A 20,150-nucleotide genomic window follows, 5' to 3' on the forward strand; every position below is an offset into this window, starting at 1 on the left:
GTTGCCGGGCCTGCTCTGCGTCCTAAACCTCAGGAATAGCGCGCAGAGCGGGCCTCGCAATGCCAGAGATTAGCGGCCGCGACGCTCGTTCGACGCGGGAGCAGATGCACGACGCGGGCCACTGCGTGCCGGACGACCCGCACCCGAGCCACCGCGACCGGAGTTGCCGGAACCTGAACCGTAGGATCCCCCGGACGTAGCGCCCGTAGCAGAGGACCATACGGCCTTGCTTCCGCCGGTACGCGTAGAGGTAGTGGACGCCGTGCGCGGAGCCGAGGCTGAGCGCTGGCCGGTAGCCGGACGGCCACTGCGGCCACCCTGCCCCTGCGAGCCGGGAACGTCGTTGCGGTGAGTGGAAGCTGCCTTGCCACGACCGCGTGAGCTGCGGGCGACGTCGTCGTTCATTGCTGCGCGGCGATCCGCACGGTTGGTGTCCGTACGAACCGGCTCAGCAGCAGCCTTGCCGCGTCCGTTGCGACCACCACGGCCACCCGCGGTGGGTGCGCCCTGGGTGGAACGGCGGGCGCGCTTGCGCTGGGCGTTGGCCCCGGTGGAGGTGCCGCCACCCTGCGGGGCTTTTGCCGCGAGGAGGGCCGCACGGGTGCGGGGATCGACCTTGTCGGCAATGTCGCCCACAAGCTCGGCTACCAGCGGCGAGTTGGCGGTAACGCGTTCAAACGAAACATCAACGCCGGCGGCCTTCATGAGCTTCTTGACGTCGCTCTGCTGCTCGGGAAGCGTCAGCGTGACCACGGTGCCATCGGAACCGGCGCGGGCCGTACGGCCCGAGCGGTGCAGGTAAGCCTTGTGCTCTGTGGGCGGATCCACGTGGATGACGAGTTCGACGTCGTCAACGTGCACGCCGCGGGCTGCGACGTCGGTGGCCACCAGGACACGGACGTCACCGTTGGAGAACTCGGCAAGGTTGCGGTCGCGGGCATTCTGCGACAGGTTGCCATGCAGGTCGACGGCGGGGATGCCGGCGTCCGTGAGGGTCTTGGCAAGCTTGCGGGCGTGGTGCTTGGTCCGCATGAAGAGAACGCGGCGGCCGGCGCCGGAGGCCAGTTCAACGATGAGCTGCTTCTTGACGGTCTGGTCGTTGACCACCAGGACGTGGTGTTCCATGGTGGTGACAGCGGCCTGGGGATCGTCCACAGAGTGCGTCAGCGGGTTGGACAGGTAACGGTTGACCAGCTTGTCAACACCGTTGTCCAGCGTCGCGGAGAAGAGCAGGCGCTGACCCTGGGTGGGGGTCATGTCCATGAGCTTCTTGACTACGGGGAGGAAGCCGAGGTCGGCCATGTGGTCTGCCTCGTCCAGCACGGTGACCTCAACGGCTTCGAGGGTCAGGATGCGCTGGCGGATCAGGTCTTCGAGGCGGCCCGGGCAGGCGATGACGATGTCGACGCCGGCGCGCAGAGCCTTTTCCTGGCGTGCCTGGGAGATGCCGCCGTAGATGACCGTGGTGTTCAGGCCCATGGCCTTGGCCAACGGCTCGATGGTGGCGTTGATCTGGGTTGCCAGTTCACGGGTGGGTGCAAGGACCAGGCCCATGGGGCGGCCCGGCTTGCGGAAATGCTTTGCTTCGCGCTCGGCCAAGCGGGCCACGAGCGGGATGGCGAAAGCGATGGTCTTACCGGAACCGGTGCGGCCACGGCCCAGCACGTCGCGACCTGCGAGGGTGTCCGGGAGGGTCTTCACCTGGATGGGGAATGCCTCTTCGATGCCATCTGCGGCCAGGGATTCAGCAATGGGCTTGGGCGTGCCAAGGGCAGCAAAAGTAGTCATAAACTTCATGTCTTTCGGGCGGTGTCCAATTGCGGACATCGGCCCCCGACGCCGGTTGGGCCAGGGGTTCGCCGAGGAAAAGTCAGGTGGTCTACCGATTCGCTTCAACAGCGGTGGCCGGGACCAAATAGAACGCGTTCATCGACGCAGGATGTGCCTCTCACATGAAAAATGCCCCGCCGCGTAGCCTTTCAGGCCACCTGCTTCAGGGCGTCACCGCACATCAAGTAAAACCCATCTTAGCAGCATCCGGGCGCGGGACTCGCATCGGGGCAGGTCAGGGGTGCGTTGCGAGGCCTCCTTTACACGCTTCCGGGCTCGCGAAGCACGCAGAGCAGGCCTCGCAACTCGCCCTCTCGGCGTTGCGGGGCCCACTCAACAGGGTTTCGGGGCGGAATACCCTGCTGAGTAGGCCTCACAACGCGTCAGGGGCGCGTGAGTTCGGCTTGGGGGTCGGCGGGTTGGGGATCCGCGGCGCCCGGAGCGTCGGAGGAGCCCGGGCGGGCGGCGACCCGCGGGGCCATGACAACCCCGACGACGGCGATTACCGCCGTCAGCGCGAAGACCCCCGCAAACGAGTTCGTCGTCGTAAAGGCCGCGAAGACCAGCCCGGTGGCGGCAAGGGAAAGCGCCCCGCCCAAGGAGTCGGAAATGGACATGGCCGCGCTGTTGAAGCCCTGGTTCTCCGGCGTGGACAGGGCCAACGTCATGACGGAGAGCCGCGGGTACATGAGCCCCATCCCGCCACCGGCAAGGATCCAACCCACAATAGCCACGGCTGCGGGAAGGGCGAACGCCGCCGTCGCCAGGGTCGAAAGAATGGCGACCAGGACCAGCGAGGCGCCGATCTTGATGGCAAGATCGTCAGCCAAGCGGCCACCAAGCCGGCCTTGGATCGCCGACGCCCCCGCCCATGCGAGCGCAGCACCGGTCAGCGTGAGGCCCGCGAACGTGGGCGTGAACGCATACCGCTCTGTCAACAGGTACGGCAGGTACACCTCGGCGCCGAAGAACGCGGCCGATGCCAGCCCACGAACCAGGATCACACTGGGCAATCCCCGGCGGGCCGTGAGGGTCCCCTGCGGCACCAAAGGTCGCAAGGCAACCAACGCAAGGACAAGCGCGACGGCGGCAATCACCCCGCCGACGCCCGGCACCCCTGCGGACAAGTTGAGTCCCAGGACGGCGACGGCCGCCAGGGCTGCCCATCCCATGCGTCCGAAGGCCCACGGAACGGGATCCGCAGGGGGTTCGGAGTCCATTCCCCGCACTGCGGGAACCACCATCAGCAACGCCGGCACCACCAGGCCCACGACACCGAGGAACACCCAGTGCCAACTGCTCAGCTGGGCGACCACACCAGCAGCGAAGGGACCCACCAGGGAAGGCACCACCCAGGACGCCGCGAAGGCCGCGAAGATTTTGGGGTGCAGGGCAGGCGGGTAAACGCGCGCCACCAACACGTACAGCGCCACCGTCATTGCGCCGCCACCGAGTCCCTGGACCAACCTGCCGAGCACCAGGATCTCCATGGACCCCGCGGTCCCGGCAATAAGGAGGCCAAGGACAAAGAGCGCCACCGAGGAGTACAGCGGCGCTGCGGGACCACGCCTGTCAGACCAGTTTCCGGCACCCACCATGCCCATCACGCCGGTAGCCAGCGGGCCGGCGAAGGCCAGCGCGTAGAGGGCGGCTCCGTCCAGGTCGCGGCTCACGAGCGGCATGATGGTGGTCACCGCCAGGGACTCGAACGCGCTGAGGAAAACGAGCGCGCAGGCCCCTACGGTGGCAAGCAGGTATGGACGGCCGAGTATCCCGGCCGTTGGGGTGTCAGTGGTCATGCACGCTACCCTAGAACCTCAACTAATGTTGAGGTCAATCCACCACACCCTTTCTCCGGAGCAACACATGACACCTGTTGAGACGCACCGGCCCCTCAGCATCGGCGAGCTTTCAGAACGAAGCGGAGTGTCGGCGTCGGCCCTGCACTTTTATGAACGCAACGGGCTCATCCACGCCGAGCGGACCGCCGGAAACCAGCGGCGGTACCGGCGCGAAACGCTCCGACGGGTCGCGTTCATCAAGACGTCCCAACGGGTCGGTCTGCCCCTGAAGGACATCCTTGAGGCGTTGAATTCGCTGCCGGAGGGCCGCACCCCCACCAGGCACGACTGGGCCAAACTGTCGCTGCGCTGGCGGAAGGAACTGGACGAACGGATCGCGGCCCTTCAACACCTGCGCAACGATCTGGACGGATGCATCGGCTGTGGCTGCCTCAGCCTGAAGTCGTGCACGCTGCAGAACCCGTCCGATGAACTTGGCGCATCCGGCGCGGGGGCGCAGCGCTGGAACGCACCGACCTGACCGGTTTGCGCAGTAGGCGATGACCCCCGCCGACGGATGACAGGGCCTTGCAGGCACCAATGTTCGGGCGGACACTTGCCGGAGTAGGCTCTCGGGCAGTGTCATCAGGGAGGAACAGCCATGAGCGCACCAGCATTCGAACCGTTGCAGGGTGCCAACAGCAGCGCTGCCGATTCGAACGCGGTCGTTTTGGCTGGTCAGCGGGACATCCGGGCCTGGCAGGAAGACCTGTACATGGATTTCCACCGGCACCCGGAACTTGGCAACCAGGAGGTCAGGACAGCTTCGATCGCGGCCAAGGAGCTGCGGAGCTTTGGCTTCGAGGTCCTCGAGAACATCGGCACAACCGGCGTTGTCGGGATTCTGAGGAACGGTGAAGGGCCCACAGTGCTTGTCCGCGCGGACATGGATGCACTGCCTGTCGCCGAGGAAACCGGGGTGGACTACGCAAGCAAGGACACCGCTCCGGATGACACCGGAACGGAAGTCCCCGTGTCCCATGCCTGCGGCCATGATGTCCATGTCGCTTGCCTGCTGGGAGCGGCGAAGTTGCTGGCCGCGAAAAGACCCGCCTGGCAGGGGACCTTCCTGGCACTGTTCCAGCCTGCGGAGGAACTGGCCGACGGCGCCCGCACCATGATCGACGACGGCCTGGCCAGGCTAATCCCCCAGCCCGACGTCGCATTGGCTCAACACGTTCTGGCATTCCCCTCCGGAACCCTGGGCACGCGCCCGGGCGCTGTCCTGTCCAGCGCCGACAGCATGAGGATTACCGTGTTTGGACGGGGAAGCCACGGATCCATGCCCCAGCTTGCGGTGGATCCGGTGATCCTGGCGTCGTCGATCGCGCTGCGGCTACAAACCGTGGTTTCCCGTGAGGTGCCGCCCGGGGAGTTCGCCGTTCTCACCATTGGGCGAATGACTGTCGGTTCGAAAAGCAACATCATTTCGGACCGGGCCGTACTTGAGCTGAACATCCGCACTTTCGACGACGGCATACGCCACCTGATCCTTGAGGCGGTGAAACGGATCGTGACCGGCGAGTGCATAGCCGCCGGATCACCCCAGGAGCCGGAATTCGAACTCTACGACCACTACCCGCTAACGAAAAACGATCCTCAGGTGACAGCGAGGGTTGCCGCCGCTTTCACCGACCATTTCGGAGACCGGGCCATAACCCTGGACCGACAATCGGCAAGTGAGGACTTCAGCGACATTCCCAACGCCTTGGGGGTTCCGTACACGTACTGGGGTATCGGTGGAACCGACCCGCAACAGTACGCGAAGGCTGCGGCCGCCGGCACCGTCTCACAGGACATCCCAGCGAACCATTCGCCCCGGTTCGCCCCCGTCATCGACCCGACCCTCCAGACGGGCACGGCCGCCGTCGTCGTTGCCGCTCTGGCGTGGCTCAAGGCACCGGCCGGCGGTGACCGCGGGCCCGGCCACCCGGCGGGCGGGCTTTAGTCGCTTTTGCCGAAACGGCAACAGCCGTTGCCTTGAGCGCGTCGCGCACGGCACGCTTGTCCCATGACTGAAAACCTGCACGACGCCGGCACCCACCAGCACGGCGACCACACCCATGATGGTGCCCAACAGACCGGGCTCAACCTCCACGAAGACGCTGACAATGCCGTGGACATGTGGGACGGCATGTACCGGGAGCGGGCGAAAATCTGGAGCGGGAACCCCAACCCGCAGTTGGTTGCCGAGGTCACGGATTTGCAGCCGGGCAAGGCCTTGGATCTGGGCTCCGGAGAGGGCGGGGACGCGATCTGGTTGGCAGCGCAAGGCTGGACCATTACGGCACTGGACGTGTCCGCCGTCGCGCTTGAACGGGCAGCAGCCCACGCTGCGGAAACCGAGTACGCGGACCGGATCATCTGGCAGCAACAGGACCTCACGGAGTGGGCGCCGCAGCCCGAATTCGATCTGGTGTCAGCCCATTTCCTGCATTCCCCCTTGTTGCCGTGGCAGGACTCCGCTGTAAAGGCCGCAGCTGCTGTGGCGCCCGGCGGAACGCTGTTGATCGTGGGGCACCACCCGCAGGGGCTGCCGGAGTGGAGCCATCACCACGATTCCGGCATGTTCTTCACCCCGGAGCAACTGGCCGCTGAGCTCGGCATGAACAACAGCGACAACTGGCAGCTAGAGGTGGTGGACGAAAGGAAGCGCGCAGTGTCCGGGCCCAACGGCGAAGCCGGAACCACCTCGGACGCCGTCCTCAAGGCCACCAAACTGGGCCAGGGACGCGGCTGACAACGAAGCCAGCGGGCTAAACGCTTATACGCCCGAGAGAAGGGGTGGACGTCGCATCACTCTCGGATCTGTGGACTCACGAGAAGGTGGATATGGAGGCCCATCCGGCTGTCAGCAGCAGGAGGGCGCTGGCCGAGAGAGCAATCGCCGTCAGCCTGCACCGATTCAGCACAGAGGGAACGCGCGCTGTCGGAGGTTCTACTTTCCAGTCTCAGTGGGCGCGGCGCTTGCTTCCTGCCTATCGAGCTCTTTGTAGATGGCGTGTTGGTCTCCTGCGACGCAGACGGTGTCCATCCCCAAACTGGAGCCCCGTACGTTCGCGGTGAAGGACACCAAGTGTCCGCCGTTCTGATTGGCGTAGAGGTCGATGAGACCCGGGTCCTTGGGGTTGGTTTCGACTCGGGTGGTGAAGCCCCTGGATTCCCAAAACTTCTTGACAACTTCTACGGACGCTTCCAGATCCACGGGATCGAGGGTTTGACTCAGGATGCGGTAATTCACCCCGTCTTTGCCGTCATCGGTGGTGCACGAACTGTTCCGGAGGTTTTTGTCTTCCCATTTCTGGGTTCCGATGGTTTGTTGGGTTTCGGTTTTGAAGGCGTGGAGGTCGGTGAGGGCTTGTTTGAGTTCTTCGACTTGGGCTTTGACGGTTGCGGGGTCGCTGGGGTTGTTTGAGCCGGTCATGGGGTTCTCCGTGGTGGTGGGGGTGCAGGCGCTTAGCGCGATGGCCGTGAAGACCACTGCGGCGAGGATACGGCCGGTCTTGTGCCGGTTTTTTGGTTCGTGGGGCATGGGGTTCACTCTTCCTGGGTTGTTTATCGGCCGGCAAATCCGGCCGGAGGCGTTACGGGTCGTGCGCCTGGCAGGATACGGTCGCCGTTGCCGGTGGTGGTGAGGGCCGCTTCATAGAGGGCGGTGGTGTCTTTGTCGAGGTAGCCGTAGCCGCTGTTGTCTGTTCCGTGTACCAGTGTGTTGTGTTCGGTGGTGCCGTGGTATTCGGTTCCGTCGATGATGGCCGTTTCTGATGAGAACACTTTGGCGTCGAAGGATTCCATCCGCGGGTCCTGGCGTTGGAAGCGGCCCAGGTCAGCCAGCCCGTCACCTGCGGCTTCGGTGGCGTAGACCTGTCCGGCGGGGACGTGGAGGTCCGAGGTGTTCCGGATGTCCTTTTCGATGCCGGCGGAACCGAGCATCGTGAAGGAGGCGACGTTCAAGTGCGCGGACGCGAGGGCGTTGGAGGTCACGGTGGTGCCGTAGGAATGGGCCAGCACGTTCAAGGTCTCGGGGGTTCTGTTGCCCAGACTGTCTCTGACGGCGTTGAACCCTTGCAGGTCTGCGACGAATCGGTCCGCACCGGCATGGGCGGCATCGCCGCTGTTCACGGTCGGGACTGTTGGTGGTTCGTAGTTGATCCACGCCACCACAGCGAACGATTTCCTCGGGTCGTGTCGCCCTTGTCGCTCCTGGAGGTTGGCGGCGTTTGTTGCCCAGTCGTTAAAGCCGCTTTGAGGGGTGATGAGCATGCCGGACACGGCGTAGGTAACGTTGTCAGCCGTGTCGGGGTTACCCACAGAGACCTGTGCCTTCGGGGAACCGTTGGTGAGGTCAAAGCCGAGTAGGACAGCGTTGACGCCGCCCGCGTTCCTTACAGCGTCGGTGATGCCATCAAGGGCCTTCTGCTGCGTTTGCAGCCGTGTCCACGCCGGGTTGGTGATGGACAGGCCTTGACTGACGGGCAGAAATTGAGGCGTCCTGGCGAGCTCGGCCTTGATGCGTTCCTGCTCAGTGACGAGGCGTATCCGGTTGGCTTCGTTCCGGGCGGTGGCCGTGATTCCGTTCAGGTTCCCGATTATTCCGGGGAAGGTCTCGATCAGAAGCTTCTGGCTTGCGCCGGGTTCAAGAGAGCCGTCTTTGGCGATGGTGTGGCCGAGCCCAGCCCACCAAGTCGCTATTACCGCGGGGTCCAGTCCTGGTTGCTGCAGGAGCCCTTGGAGCCGGTCTTTGTTCGCTGGGGTGGCGAGCCAGGCTTTCAGCTGTGCGTTGTTCAGGGCACCGATGTCATTCAACCCGATTCGCCCCGGCGGTGCGTACCGGATGAGGGCGCTGTTAAGCACGGTCTCGGTCACGGTGCCGCTGCCAGCTGATTCGAACGCGCCCGCTATCTGCTCGATCCAGTCAGAGTCGGCGGTGTTCTCGGCCAGCAGCCGCTCGAAGCCGGCCACGAAAGTCACCGCGCCGTGGTTCACCCAGGAACACGCTGCGGCGAATACGGCCCACGCGTTCCGCACGTGGCCGAGTTCATTGTTGAGGATGTTCGAGGAGGCACGGGACTGGGCTGCGAATCCCCGCAACGCTGCGGGGTCCGCTGAGCTTGTTCCGTTCCCGGATCCGCCGGCGTACCGGTTCCTGTCCCTCGGAGAGAACACCGCGGTGATGCTCGGTGCCGGGACGGGGGTTTCCTCGGGCCTGGGATCGTGCGCCATCTCCAGCATGGCCGCGGACTGCCGTGCCGGGTCCAGAGAGGCCAGGTCCTCTTGACGGGCATCGGCACGTAGCCGCCAAGCGGTGAGATGTTTTTCCCGGGCTTTTTCTTCTCTTGCCCGGACTTTCGCGCCGCGGACGTCTTCGGCGAGCCCGGCGAGGACACCGGCCAGTGCGCCGCGGTCATCAGCTCTCGTGGCGCAGGCTTCGATGAACAGCTGCGCGTAACCGCCTTTGAAGTCCTGCATCGCCTGGTCAATAGCACCGCCCAGGAACCAGCCCTCGGACCGCAGGATCTCCTCCGCGGCCTCGGCGGCACTGATCAGAGCATCGGCCGCACCCTCATCAAAGACAATCCCCACTCCGACCCCCTTCACCACATAGTTAATCTAACGATTAGCATAACCCTTCGCCTGATCCGCCTTTGGCGCGTCAAATCCTGATTACCTGGTGCACTGCATAAGCGGGCTACAACAACAGAACGGAACGCCCGGCGATGAAACGACGGAACATTCTGCGCATATCCGCGTTGGTCCTCGTGTTCGCCGCCTCTTCCTCCACGACATCGTGCTCGGCTCCGATTCCTCACGCACCGATCGTGAACAAGTGGTGGGGATATGGAAGTTCTCCCCGTCTGAAAGCGATCCCCTGAGGAAGACCGACTTATCCTCGGCCATCGTGGATCTACGGTCCGAGGGAACGGTGACCATCCAGGATTTTCCTAATTCCAGCTTCTCTGAAGATGCGATCTTTGGCGCAGGACACTCCACCCCCGGAACCTGGGAGACAGTTCCGAAGCTGGGCAAGTACAGCGGCGCGGAGGGTCGAGACTGACTGCGGGACCAGATTGCCGGACCGCGGACTGGACCGAACCGTTGGCAGCAGGGTGTGCTCGCTCGGCACCCGCTGAGAGATGCCTTATCGTTCAGCAGGCCCTTGGTACTCTGGCGCCATGACTCATACGTTGCTCGAGCTTGAGCGAGCATTCCGCCTATCTTGGGGCGCAGATACGACCTGCCTCGACGCAAAGGGCCTTGCGGAGTGGAACCCTGACAACCCGGCACACGGCCAGTGCGGACCCACAGCTCTCATCGTTCAAGATCTGCTCGGCGGTGATCTCCTCATCGCGGACGTCCACGGCGGCAACGAGGAGGACGAAGTCCATTACTGGAACCGATTTTCTTGCGGCCTCGAAATCGACCTCACCCGAGAGAACATCTGATTCATTCGCTTATTGAACGCCCGGTTGAGCATCCTCAAGCATGCAGCTGCCTTGATAGTTGTGGCGGGTTGGTATGGCAGCATGTAGTTATGAGCGCAGCTTGAAGTTCCAAGGCTGTGCGTGCACGCCAAACAGCGCTGCAAAAGACCGCCATTTATCGCCGAAAGTCACAGCTAAACGCCGTCCGGAAGCAGCTCCCCATACGCCGGAACCACTTGCCCGGTGGCAGTGGAGTCGGGGTTGAGCATCCAGCCGACGCGCTTTGCCGTGTTCAGCATGACCACGCTTTCCACCAGTTCAATGCCCGGAATGCGCTGTTGGATGATGAGCTCCAACTCCATGACATCGGCCAATGAACGCAGCCACATGATCATGGTGAAGTTGGTGCGTCCCGTGGTGGATGCCGAAAAGCGGGTGTTCCTGATGGCCCGGAGTTCCGTGGCGGCGGCTTCGTGTTCTCCCGCTGGAACGTTCGCGAACCATTGAACTGTGACAGGGAAGCCGGAGAACTGCTGGGCAATTTCGCAGCGGAAGGACAGCATCCGGCTGGCCAGCACACGCCCGAGTTGTCGCTGGACGGTGGCTGGATTCCGACCCAAGGCGCGGGCAATTTCCGCAGCGGTAGCGCGTCCGTCACGGGCGAGGAACGGGATGAGGGCCAGGTGGCTTTCCGGGAGCGGGACCACGATCGCGTCCTGCGCTGAGGGGTTGGCCGACTCGGGCCCCGCGAGACTCCGCAGAGCCTGTTGCTCCGCCTTGGTCAAGACGTTGAGCCGCCAGGCGTAACCGCTGGTGTGGATCCGGGTGCAGAGGGCCGTTTGGTATTTGGTGAGCCCCTGGATTTCCTTCAGCTTGGGCAGCAACAGGGTGCTGAACTGTTCCAGGTCCTGGGTGATGACGGTGAGAGTGAGGTCGCGGTTGCTGGCCGCCTCTTCCACGGTGATCACTTCGGGGAGCTGGGCAACGGCGGCCGTGACGTTGGGCCTGAGGTGCATTTCGCAGTCGATGTCCACCATGGCCAGGCACATGTCCTTCGGATCACCCATGAGGTGGGCCGTGGTCCAGGCTGCACCCGCCGCCCGTAGGCGCTCCCATCGGGCAGCCAGCGTGGTCCCGTGGACGCCGAGTACCTGACCGGCGTCGGACCAGCTGATCCGGGGCGAAATCTGGAGTGCGTTGACCAGGCGCAGGTCTTCCTCGCTGAGTTCCATGAGTCCATTATCCAGAACCAGTGCATGATTCCTGCAATTCGGTGCGATTCGGTGCATATTTTCAGATGTTTAGAAGCATGTGAACCACGTCACCACACAATGGCTTAAGGAACCCGCCCCCAAGCACACAGGAGCACAAATGACCATCGTGGCCGACGCCAAGGAAATGCAGGACGACATCGTCCGACTCCGCCATGACCTCCACCGCGAACCTGAGATCGGCCTGCATCTTCCCCGCACCCAGGAAAAGGTGCTCAAGGCGCTGGACGGACTCCCCTACGAGATTACGCTCGGCAAGGAAACGACGTCGGTCACCGCGGTTCTGCGCGGCGGCGCCGCCCACGCCTCGGCCGAGAAACCCGTAGTTCTGCTTCGGGCTGACATGGACGGGCTCCCCGTGCAGGAACGCACCGGCGTGGATTTCACGTCCCGGGTGGACGGCGCCATGCACGCCTGCGGCCACGATCTCCACACCTCCATGCTTGCCGGCGCGGCAACAATCCTCGCGGAGCGTCGCGACCAGCTGGCTGGAGATGTCATCCTCATGTTCCAGCCCGGCGAGGAGGGCTACGACGGTGCAAGCTACATGCTGAAGGAGGGGGTCCTGGACGCAGCCGGCCGTCGTGCGGACACCGCCTACGGAATGCACGTCTTCTCCTCCCTTGAACCCCACGGCCAGTTCGTCACCAAGCCCGGCGTCATGCTGAGCTCCTCCGACGGCCTCGTGGTCACGGTGCTGGGCGCGGGTGGCCACGGTTCGGCCCCGCACTCGGCGAAGGACCCCGTGACCGCCGCAGCGGAAATGGTCACCGCCCTGCAGGTCATGGTCACGCGCCAGTTCAACATGTTCGATCCCGTCGTCCTGACTGTCGGTGTCCTGCACGCCGGTACCAAGCGCAACGTCATCCCCGAGACTGCCCGCATCGAAGCAACCATCAGGACCTTCTCCGAAGCGTCCCGGCAGAAGATGATGGAAGTGGTACCCCGGCTGCTCCAGGGCATCGCCGTAGCCCACGGCTTGGAGGTGGACGTGCACTACCAGGAGGAATACCCCCTCACCATCAACAACGAGCACGAAACCACCACTGCGGAGAAGGTCATCGCCGGAATGTTCGGCGACTCACGCCACACCCGGATGGCCACACCGCTCAGCGGCTCCGAAGATTTCTCCCGGGTTCTCGCCGAAGTTCCCGGAACGTTCGTGGGACTGAGCGCCGTTGCCCCCGGCGCCGACCACACGACGTCGCCGTTCAACCACTCGCCTTACGCAATGTTCGACGACGGCGTCCTCACCGACGGTGCCGCGCTGTACGCCGAACTCGCCGTGTCCCGCATCGCTGCCCTCGCCGGCAACTGACTCCCAGCCCCTCCCCCACTTGGAGAATGACATGACCGCTACCGTAGGAACGACCCCCGAGGTCAAAGTCCACAAGTCCCATGTGCGAACGCTCGTCGGAACGGGCATTGGCAACGCCGTCGAATGGTACGACTGGGCCATCTACGCCACATTCTCGCCCTTCATTGCGAGCGCTTTGTTCAGCCAGGCGGACCCCACGTCAGCCGTTCTATCCACCTTGGCGATCTTCGCAGTCGGGTTCGTTGCCCGGCCGTTCGGCGGTTTCGTTTTCGGCTGGATCGGCGACCGCATTGGCCGTAAAACCTCCATGACTTTCGCGGTGGCATTGGGAGCCGTGGGCAGCCTCATGATCGGTATCGCACCGACGTTCGCAGCTGTGGGCGCGTTCGCTTCGGTGATGCTCCTGGTGGCCCGCCTCATCCAAGGCCTGGCGCACGGTGGTGAGTTGCCGTCGTCGCAAACGTATTTGTCTGAAATGGCTCCAAAGGAAAAGCGCGGCTTCTGGGCCACCCTCATCTACACCTCCGGCACGGCCGGAATCCTCGCGGGAACGTTGCTGGGCGCTATCCTCACCGCTGTCCTGAGCAAGGAAGAGATGAGTGCGTGGGGCTGGCGGATCCCGTTCCTCGTTGGTGGTGCGCTGGGTGTCTACGCCCTGGTTATGCGGGCCAAGATGAAGGAAACCGAAGCGTTCGAAGCCGAGGCCCCCAAAGAGAAGCGACTGCCGGTCTGGCCGCAGATCGTCAAGTATCGCAAGCAGGCGCTGCAGGTTATCGGCCTCACCGTTGGCCTGACCGTTGTGTACTACATCTGGGGCGTTGTGGCTCCGAGCTATGCGGCGACTTCCCTGAAGATGGACCGCGGTGCGGCCCTGTGGGCGGGTGTGATCGCAAATGTTGTCTTCATCGCAGCCCTGCCGTTCTGGGGCAAACTGTCCGACCGGATCGGCCGCAAGCCCGTCATCATCGCTTCGTCCGCAGGCGCCGCACTGCTGCACTTCCCCATGACGTGGCTGCTGAAGGATTCACCATGGCAGTTGGCAGTGTCCATGTCCGTGATGTTGTTCTTCATCGCAGGCAGCGCAGCCATTGTTCCTGCTGTCTACGCGGAGCTGTTCCCGACGCACATCCGCACCATCGGCGTCGGCGTCCCGTACTCCATCTGCGTGGCCGCCTTCGGTGGCACGGCTCCATACCTGCAGACCTGGCTCGGCAGCATCGGGCAGGGCTACCTGTTCAATGTCTACGCGGTGATCCTCTTGCTGGTGGGCATCGTGTTCGCCTTCTCGATTCCGGAAACGAAGGGCAAGGACCTCACCGTCTGAGTTCTCTTTCGTTGCGAGGCCCGCTCTGCACGCTTACCCGAGGTTTTGGGACGCAGAGCGGGCCTCACAACATTAAACGAAGCGGTCGCGGCCAGCGCGGTAGCCGAAGAAGGCGGCGAGTGCCCCGATCACCAGGAAAAGGATCCCCGCTGCAGCAAAGCCGCCCGTGGCCTGGTGAAGCTGGCCCACCATCAAGGTGCCAACAGAACCTACTCCGTAGCCCACGCCCTGCATCATCCCGGACAGATTCGATGCCGTGTGGGCGTCCCGGGTGCGGACCATGATCATGGTCAGTGCTACGGCAGTGAGGGAGCCTTGACCCAGGCCGTTGAGCCCGGTCCAGACCCAGATGAGTTCCGTCGGGCCAAAGATCGTCAACGCAAACCCGCCACCCGTCATGAGCGCCACCACCGTGTTGATGATCCGTTGGTCCTTGAAGCGTGTAGCCAGGGCCGGGGCAAACAGCGAGCCAAGCATCTGGAGCACGATTGACACCGACACGATCAGTCCGGCCGTTCCGCCGTCGACTCCCCGCTCACGCAGAATCGGCGCCATCCAGGCGAACACGCTGAAGGACATCATGGCCTGCAGCACCATGAACAGGGTGACCTGCCATGCCACCGCTGAACGCCAAACGTTCGCGCCACTGCGAACGGCCTGGTGTTTTACCGTGGGCTGGCGGATTGCCAACGGCAGGAAAAGCAAAAGCACGACGGCGGCTGGAACCGCCCAGAACCACAGTGCCGACGTCCACTGCCCGGTAGCCGCAAACACCGGATACGTGAAGCCGGCACCAAGTGCGGCGGACGCGCAGATGGCCGTTGTGTAGAGCCCACCCATCAGGCCCAGTCGGTGCGGGAAGTCCCGCTTCACTACGCCGGGAAGAAGCACGTTGCACAACGCGATGGCGGCACCGCACGCCGCCGTTCCGATCAAGAGCGTAGGGAGATGGCCCGCGCTTCCTATGTCGGCCGGACGCAGGAGCAACCCCGCGGTGAGGACAGCCATTGCCCCGAGCAGCACCCGCTCCGCCCCGAACCTGCGGGCAAGGATGGGAGCCAGAGGCGCGAAGACGCCCAACAAGGTGACCGGCACGGTGGTGAGGACAACCAGCGCCCAGCCCGGCAGGCCGACGTCGGACGTTATTTCCGGAAGCACCGCGGAGAAACTCGAGAAGACCGTCCGGAGGTTCAAGCCAATGAGAACCAGGCAGACGGCCAGGTAAACCAGACCCCTCTTGCCGCGCAGCTGCGTGGGATCCGCGGGTGGTTCTTCGTTGGTTTCGGCGTCCACCGCGATTGACGGCGGGACTTGATCCTTGGGGTAGCCGGGCTTCTGGGAGGAGGTCACACGTCCTATTCTGTCAGCCGGTGCTTACTGGACTTCAGCTGGCAGCCATTGCCCGTGATGTGACCCGATCTCAGGGGACAACTTCCAGTCCGTGCCAGCCGCCGTCGTCGCGGGTGAACTGCCAGCGGATGTGGGGGTCGCCCGAGAGGTCCAACCAGTCCAGATCCGTCATGTCGATCCTGATCCAAGCGAAACGCTCCATTGCCGTCTCACCATCATCGGGGCCATCAGCAGGCCGATCCGGGAGGGGAGTTCCCGGAACCAGGCGGGACGCATAAAGGTGACGGCTGCTCGGGCTGAACCGCTCCCAGGCCCGGCGTCGTTCCTTCTCATCTTCGACCACCGCCGCGTCACCTCTGATGCGCAGCTGAACCCCGCGGTCGTCGTCGTATAAGGTCAGTGCCACCCGTGGCTGGTGGTCAATCTCGGCGACCTTACGGGACAGGGAATTGGTGGCCACCATGAGCCGGCCAGCGGCGCGGTCCACCTCCCGGACGATGACCGCACGGACCCGTGGTCCTCCATCCGCTCCCGTGGTGCCCAGGAAACCGAGCGTAAAAGGGGTGCGCCCTTTCGTTGCCGCCACCAGGGATCCTAGAACCCGCTCCAGCGTCTCCTCGCTTGTATTCATTGCCCTGGACAACTATGAGACGCAACGCAGCATTCACAGTTCGGGCGGATCTCCAGCATCAGGCAACTCTACCCACAGGGGCACAACTCCCCATGGCAAAACGGCGGAGCGGCGCTGGTGGTCTGATCCGGAACGCAGAGAATCCTCGCATCCGAACCAAAGTATTCTGGAAGGGATGAGTGAAACCCCAGATTCCCCGCGACCAGTCACGCCCGGCACCCAGGCTTCGTTCGGCACATACGGCGGCCGCCCGGTCAGCTTTGTGCGCCGGGGCACCCGCTTGCAGGGCCGCAGGCAGGCCGCTTGGGAAGAGCACGCCGAGCGCTGGGCCATCCAAGTGCCCCGCCACGTCGCCAACACCTCGGTCCACCCGGATTACACGTTCGACGCCGAGGCCGTGTTTGGTCGCAAGGCTCCACTGATCGTCGAGATCGGTTCCGGGTTGGGCGATGCCGTGGTCCACGCAGCCGAGCAGAACCCGGACAAGGACTTCCTTGCCGTCGAGGTCTACACGCCCGGGCTGGCCAACACCATCATCAAGATCAACAGCCGCGGGCTGACCAACGTACGCGTGGTGGAAGCCAACGCTCCCGAGGTTCTCGAGTCCATGCTTCCACCCGGGTCGGTCAGCGAACTCTGGGTGTTCTTCCCGGATCCCTGGCATAAGGCACGGCACCACAAGCGCCGCCTGATCCAGCCGGCGTTCGCGGCCGTCGCGGCCAAGGCCCTGGAAAAGGGTGGCTACTGGCGCATCGCCACGGACTGGTCCAACTATGCCGTGCACGTCCGGGAAGTCCTGGCCGATTCCAAGGAGTTTGAGAACATGCATGACGGCGAGCGCAGTGGCGAGGAAAGCCCGCTGACGCAAGTCTGGCAATCCGGCGTCGAGTCCGTTGTGGGTGGCGCTCCGGTACGGGAGGGCCGCGCCCCGGTCAGCACGGAGCATACGGGCCCGAACGAAGGCGTGGACCAGGAGGGCGGCTGGGCTCCGCGCTTCGAGGGCCGCATCCGGACGAGCTTCGAGAACAAAGCCCATGAGGCCGGCCGCATGATTTTCGACCTTACATACCGCAAGATCTAGCCAGACTTATTGGGGGAACCATGAGCTACCAGCCACCGGTCGATTACTACCAGCAACCCCAACGGTCCGGTAATCGTGGCCTGGGTGCCGGCATCACCAGCATCATCTCCGCAGTCCTTTCACCCATTGCGGCGGTAGTCAGCATCCCCCTGGGTATAGCAGCCGTCGCTTCGGCGGTGAGCCGCTACAACCAGGGCAACGATGCCTGGTGGTTCGGCGCGTTGGTGCTGGCTGGTGTCGCTGTCCTGCTCGCCATCGTGGCCGTGGTCTGTGGGCTGATCGCTGTGTTCCGGGCCGGGCGAATGAACGCGGGCCGCATTACCGGCATCATCGGGCTTGCGATCATGGCGGTCAACATCTTTGGTGTGGTCTTCATGGTGTTCCTTGTGGTCGGCGCGGGGCAGGGGAACTGAGATGCCGCAGGTCCGCGCCGAGCGCCTCATCCGCTTGGATCCCGAAACAGCTTTCGCGCTCTCCCAAACCACTGGCGCCTTCCGTCTCAAGTGGGACCCGTTCATCTCGGCGCAAGGCTTCCTGGACGGCGCCACGACGGCCGGCAAGGGTGTGCGCACCAGGACTGTGTCACGCATGGGCCTGAAAATGGTCAGCGAATACGTCTCGTACACGCCACCGCGCAACGTGGGCATGACAATGGTTTCCGGGCCTTGGTTCTTTGAGAACTTTGGTGGCGGTTGGCGGTTCACAGCGGACCACGGCGGAACCCGGGCAGTCTGGAAGTACACCTTTTCATGCCGCCCGGCGTTGCTGAAGCCAGTGGCAGAGCGGATCGGCAGCTGGCTGCTTGGCCGGGAAATCGAGCGACGCATCGAGGCGTTCGCCAAGGCCTGCGAGGATCCTGCCCTCGTGGCAGAACTCCGATCACAGGGCGCCCCGGAGCGCTGAGGCCTAAGGCACCGAAATCGATGCCACGGTCTTCTCGGTATCGTCGCGCAACTCAACACCGGCAATGCCCGCCAACTGCACCGGGGTTGCGCCGGTGATCTTGATCCGGCCGCTTGGTGTCGCTGTCCAGCCACAGGTTCGTTCCTCGGCCCCGTCCCTGCCCTTCACCCACAAATACAACGTCCCTTGGAGGGGCATGCTCCGGCCCTCCACCTCTAGCTCGGTGCCCCAAGTTTTCTTCACCATGCCCACCGTCAGCTGTAATCCGCTGTCCGACTGGACCGAGTAGCTCGCATCAGGCTTCGGTGCCTGGTTCAGCAGCGGCCCGGCAAGGAACCCAACTGCCAGGCAAGCAGCGGCGACTGCACCCACCAGAGCCGCCCACCGGCGTCGTGATTTCCGCCTGCGGACCGACAAATCGACCAGCACCTTTTCCGGAAGCGCTTCGGGCAGTGGTTCCAGCGGCGCGAGGGCGCCGGCACCCCCCGCCGCGGTGAGGGCGACAGCGTCAGCCGCGGGGACGGCGTCGAGCAAGGCGGGGAGGCTTTCCAGTTCCTCCAGTTCGTGACGGCAGTCGGCACAATGGGCGAGGTGGTCCCGGAAGGCGGCCTCCTCCACGGGGTCGAGCCCGCCCAAAAGATAGGCGCCCAGCAATTGGTGGACGGAGTTGCCGTTCATCGTTCCACCCCCATTTCGTCAAGGATTGTTCGGAGGGCTTTCACAGCATAGAAAGCCCGGGATTTTACGGTTCCCGCCGGGATGTTCAGCTGCAGTGCTGCCTCGCTGACGGTGAACCGCTGGTAGTGCAAGGCCACCAGGACCTCGCGGTGTTCGTGGCTGAGCCGGAGCAGGGCCTCCTCCATGAGGACCCGGTTCAGCAGCTCATCGACGCGTTCGGTGGCGGCATGGTCGGGAAGGTCGTGCTCTCCGGTTTCGGCAGGACGGCGCTGCGCCTTCCGATAATTGTCGATGATCACGTTGCGTGCCGTGCGGAAGAGGTAACTGCGGAGGCTGCCCGTGATTTGTGGAGCATGCTGCCACACCTTCAGGATGGTCTCCTGCACAACATCGTCAGCTTGGTGGGCGTCCGGGGTGCAGCTGAGCACAAAGCGCTTCAGGGCCGTGCCATGGTCGCGATAGATCGCAGCCACCACGTCCTCATCCAGCGGCATATCCACCCCTTCCCGGTTGCCCCTTCGCTCATACGACGCCTGCCGCGCAGAAATGGTTCAGTCCCGTGAACCATTCTTCCCCCATCCGCGTCGTAGGGGTTAGCGCCGACTCATCCCGGCCGGCCGAGCAAAGGAGCTAGAGATGACAACACGACTCAGCCTTGGAATCGGAGCGTTGCTGTTGAGCGCTGCACTGACGGGGTGTGGCGGAAGTCCAGGAACCACCACGTCGTCCGCTCCCCCGCCTGCTTCGTCCACAGCGCCGTCGTCCGCCTCCTCGGGATCAGCGTCCGCCTCCTCCATGGCCACCTCCGCGGCTGCGGAGATGAAAACCGCCTCGTCCAGTGCCGGCCAGATCGTGGTGGACAGCAAAGGGATGAGCCTCTACTTCTTCACCAAGGACGTTAAGGACTCAGGTAAGAGCGCCTGCGTCGACGCTTGCCTTACTGCGTGGCCGATCTTCACCACGACGTCGGACGCGCCCGCCGTTGAAGGCGTCACGGGCAAGGTGGGAACCATCAACTCGCCGGACGGCAAGAAACAGGTAACCCTCAACGGCATGCCGCTCTACTACTATGCCAAGGACAAGGCTCCCGGTGATGTGACCGGCCAAGGTGTTGGCAGTGTCTGGTACCTGGTCAGCCCTACGGGTGAGATGGTCAAGGGCGCCGCGGCCTCCGGTTACTGAGTTTGGTGCGCCGAAACCCGGGGAATCGTGCGAGATCGCCGGAGCCTACCCGCGATCTCGCACCGTTCCAGCGAATTCGGGGTCCGTTAGACTGCAGGCTACTCATTGGGGAGGGAAGATGGCACAAAACGGCACCAAGAATCCGCCCAGCCCGGCGTTCCTCGTCGTGCAGGAAGTGGCCTGGGCCCTGGGTTTCACTGCGATGGTAATGAACGCCACGAACGGTGGCCTCGACTGGATCTGGGTCGGCTTACTCGCCTTCTGGCAAGCGACGATCATCTGGGGCTTCATCCAACTGAAACGAAGGCCCTCCAGCTAA

20 protein-coding genes are annotated in these 20,150 nt (G+C 63.9%); 11 read left to right on the plus strand and 9 right to left on the minus strand.

From position 1 onward, the window contains the following. Positions 1-69 precede the first annotated feature (69 nt). Both ACNQOP_RS12980 and ACNQOP_RS12985 read right to left on the minus strand, forming a co-directional pair. The gene (locus ACNQOP_RS12980) at positions 70-1,788 is read right to left on the minus strand and encodes a DEAD/DEAH box helicase (protein WP_416404710.1); all 1,719 of its coding nucleotides are present in this window, start codon (positions 1,786-1,788) and stop codon (positions 70-72) included. A 425-nt stretch (positions 1,789-2,213) separates the two neighbouring features. Beyond that, on the minus strand, positions 2,214-3,629 hold the full coding sequence (locus ACNQOP_RS12985) for an MFS transporter (RefSeq protein ID WP_416404711.1): 1,416 nt from the start codon (positions 3,627-3,629) through the stop codon (positions 2,214-2,216). Between ACNQOP_RS12985 and soxR the strand changes: the two genes are divergently transcribed. The 3 genes from soxR to ACNQOP_RS13000 all read left to right on the plus strand — a co-directional run bounded on the left by soxR (position 3,628) and on the right by ACNQOP_RS13000 (position 6,411). Further along, positions 3,628-4,152, plus strand: coding sequence for a redox-sensitive transcriptional activator SoxR (gene soxR, locus ACNQOP_RS12990; protein ID WP_416404712.1), 525 nt, complete (start codon positions 3,628-3,630; stop codon positions 4,150-4,152). The two genes, ACNQOP_RS12985 and soxR, sit on opposite strands and share 2 nt — an antisense overlap. Before the next feature lie 120 nt (positions 4,153-4,272). Next, on the plus strand, positions 4,273-5,619 hold the full coding sequence (locus ACNQOP_RS12995; protein ID WP_416404713.1) for an amidohydrolase: 1,347 nt from the start codon (positions 4,273-4,275) through the stop codon (positions 5,617-5,619). 63 nt (positions 5,620-5,682) lie between these two features. Next, the gene (locus ACNQOP_RS13000; RefSeq protein WP_416404714.1) at positions 5,683-6,411 is read left to right on the plus strand and encodes an SAM-dependent methyltransferase; all 729 of its coding nucleotides are present in this window, start codon (positions 5,683-5,685) and stop codon (positions 6,409-6,411) included. A gap of 198 nt (positions 6,412-6,609) precedes the next feature. Here the strand turns inward: ACNQOP_RS13000 and ACNQOP_RS13005 are convergent, their stop codons facing one another. Next, the gene (locus ACNQOP_RS13005; protein WP_211713720.1) at positions 6,610-7,203 is read right to left on the minus strand and encodes a hypothetical protein; all 594 of its coding nucleotides are present in this window, start codon (positions 7,201-7,203) and stop codon (positions 6,610-6,612) included. 23 nt (positions 7,204-7,226) lie between these two features. Beyond that, complete coding sequence (locus tag ACNQOP_RS13010; protein ID WP_416404715.1) at positions 7,227-9,272, minus strand: alpha/beta hydrolase; 2,046 nt, start codon at positions 9,270-9,272, stop codon at positions 7,227-7,229. Positions 9,273-9,844: 572 nt separating this feature from the next. On the opposite strand from ACNQOP_RS13010, the gene ACNQOP_RS13015 reads away from it, so the two are divergent. Continuing rightward, positions 9,845-10,114 (plus strand): hypothetical protein, encoded by a 270-nt coding sequence (locus tag ACNQOP_RS13015; RefSeq protein WP_257369498.1) that lies wholly within the window; start codon positions 9,845-9,847, stop codon positions 10,112-10,114. A gap of 173 nt (positions 10,115-10,287) precedes the next feature. Here the strand turns inward: ACNQOP_RS13015 and ACNQOP_RS13020 are convergent, their stop codons facing one another. Then, positions 10,288-11,325, minus strand: a complete 1,038-nt coding sequence (locus tag ACNQOP_RS13020) for an Lrp/AsnC family transcriptional regulator (RefSeq protein WP_416404716.1) — start codon at positions 11,323-11,325, stop codon at positions 10,288-10,290. A 139-nt stretch (positions 11,326-11,464) separates the two neighbouring features. On the opposite strand from ACNQOP_RS13020, the gene ACNQOP_RS13025 reads away from it, so the two are divergent. Both ACNQOP_RS13025 and ACNQOP_RS13030 read left to right on the plus strand, forming a co-directional pair. Next, a complete protein-coding gene (locus ACNQOP_RS13025; RefSeq protein ID WP_416404717.1) occupies positions 11,465-12,682 on the plus strand; it encodes a M20 metallopeptidase family protein in 1,218 nt (405 codons plus the stop codon). Between the two features lie 31 nt (positions 12,683-12,713). Then, the gene (locus ACNQOP_RS13030) at positions 12,714-14,006 is read left to right on the plus strand and encodes an MFS transporter (protein ID WP_235517757.1); all 1,293 of its coding nucleotides are present in this window, start codon (positions 12,714-12,716) and stop codon (positions 14,004-14,006) included. A 72-nt stretch (positions 14,007-14,078) separates the two neighbouring features. On the opposite strand, the gene ACNQOP_RS13035 is transcribed toward ACNQOP_RS13030, so the two are convergent. Then, positions 14,079-15,356, minus strand: coding sequence for a CynX/NimT family MFS transporter (locus ACNQOP_RS13035; protein ID WP_416404718.1), 1,278 nt, complete (start codon positions 15,354-15,356; stop codon positions 14,079-14,081). A gap of 70 nt (positions 15,357-15,426) precedes the next feature. Continuing rightward, positions 15,427-15,942 (minus strand): pyridoxamine 5'-phosphate oxidase family protein, encoded by a 516-nt coding sequence (locus tag ACNQOP_RS13040; protein WP_284987570.1) that lies wholly within the window; start codon positions 15,940-15,942, stop codon positions 15,427-15,429. Positions 15,943-16,162: 220 nt separating this feature from the next. Here ACNQOP_RS13040 and trmB point away from each other — a divergent pair, with 220 nt between their 5' ends. The 3 genes from trmB to ACNQOP_RS13055 are packed head-to-tail and all read left to right on the plus strand — an operon-like array spanning position 16,163 to position 17,971. Then, entirely contained in the window at positions 16,163-17,068 is a 906-nt protein-coding gene (gene trmB, locus ACNQOP_RS13045) for a tRNA (guanosine(46)-N7)-methyltransferase TrmB (protein WP_284987569.1), read from the plus strand. A gap of 20 nt (positions 17,069-17,088) precedes the next feature. Further along, positions 17,089-17,481, plus strand: coding sequence for a hypothetical protein (locus tag ACNQOP_RS13050; protein WP_416404719.1), 393 nt, complete (start codon positions 17,089-17,091; stop codon positions 17,479-17,481). A gap of 1 nt (position 17,482) precedes the next feature. Beyond that, positions 17,483-17,971 carry a type II toxin-antitoxin system RatA family toxin gene (locus tag ACNQOP_RS13055; protein ID WP_416404720.1) on the plus strand — a complete coding sequence of 163 codons (489 nt, stop codon included), beginning with the start codon at positions 17,483-17,485 and terminating at the stop codon, positions 17,969-17,971. Between the two features lie 3 nt (positions 17,972-17,974). Here ACNQOP_RS13055 and ACNQOP_RS13060 read toward each other — a convergent pair whose 3' ends face one another. Both ACNQOP_RS13060 and ACNQOP_RS13065 read right to left on the minus strand, forming a co-directional pair. Then, positions 17,975-18,649 carry an anti-sigma factor family protein gene (locus tag ACNQOP_RS13060; protein WP_284987567.1) on the minus strand — a complete coding sequence of 225 codons (675 nt, stop codon included), beginning with the start codon at positions 18,647-18,649 and terminating at the stop codon, positions 17,975-17,977. Continuing rightward, complete coding sequence (locus tag ACNQOP_RS13065; RefSeq protein ID WP_211713707.1) at positions 18,646-19,143, minus strand: sigma-70 family RNA polymerase sigma factor; 498 nt, start codon at positions 19,141-19,143, stop codon at positions 18,646-18,648. The genes ACNQOP_RS13060 and ACNQOP_RS13065 overlap by 4 nt, the downstream gene beginning before the upstream one ends. Before the next feature lie 142 nt (positions 19,144-19,285). Here ACNQOP_RS13065 and ACNQOP_RS13070 point away from each other — a divergent pair, with 142 nt between their 5' ends. After that, positions 19,286-19,831, plus strand: coding sequence for a hypothetical protein (locus tag ACNQOP_RS13070; RefSeq protein WP_416404721.1), 546 nt, complete (start codon positions 19,286-19,288; stop codon positions 19,829-19,831). Positions 19,832-19,949: 118 nt separating this feature from the next. Continuing rightward, positions 19,950-20,150: a hypothetical protein gene (locus tag ACNQOP_RS13075; protein ID WP_235517766.1), complete on the plus strand. Its 201-nt coding sequence runs from the start codon at positions 19,950-19,952 to the stop codon at positions 20,148-20,150.

The sequence above is a fragment of the Arthrobacter sp. LFS091 genome (assembly GCF_047977885.1).
In the GTDB taxonomy this organism is placed as follows: domain Bacteria; phylum Actinomycetota; class Actinomycetes; order Actinomycetales; family Micrococcaceae; genus Arthrobacter.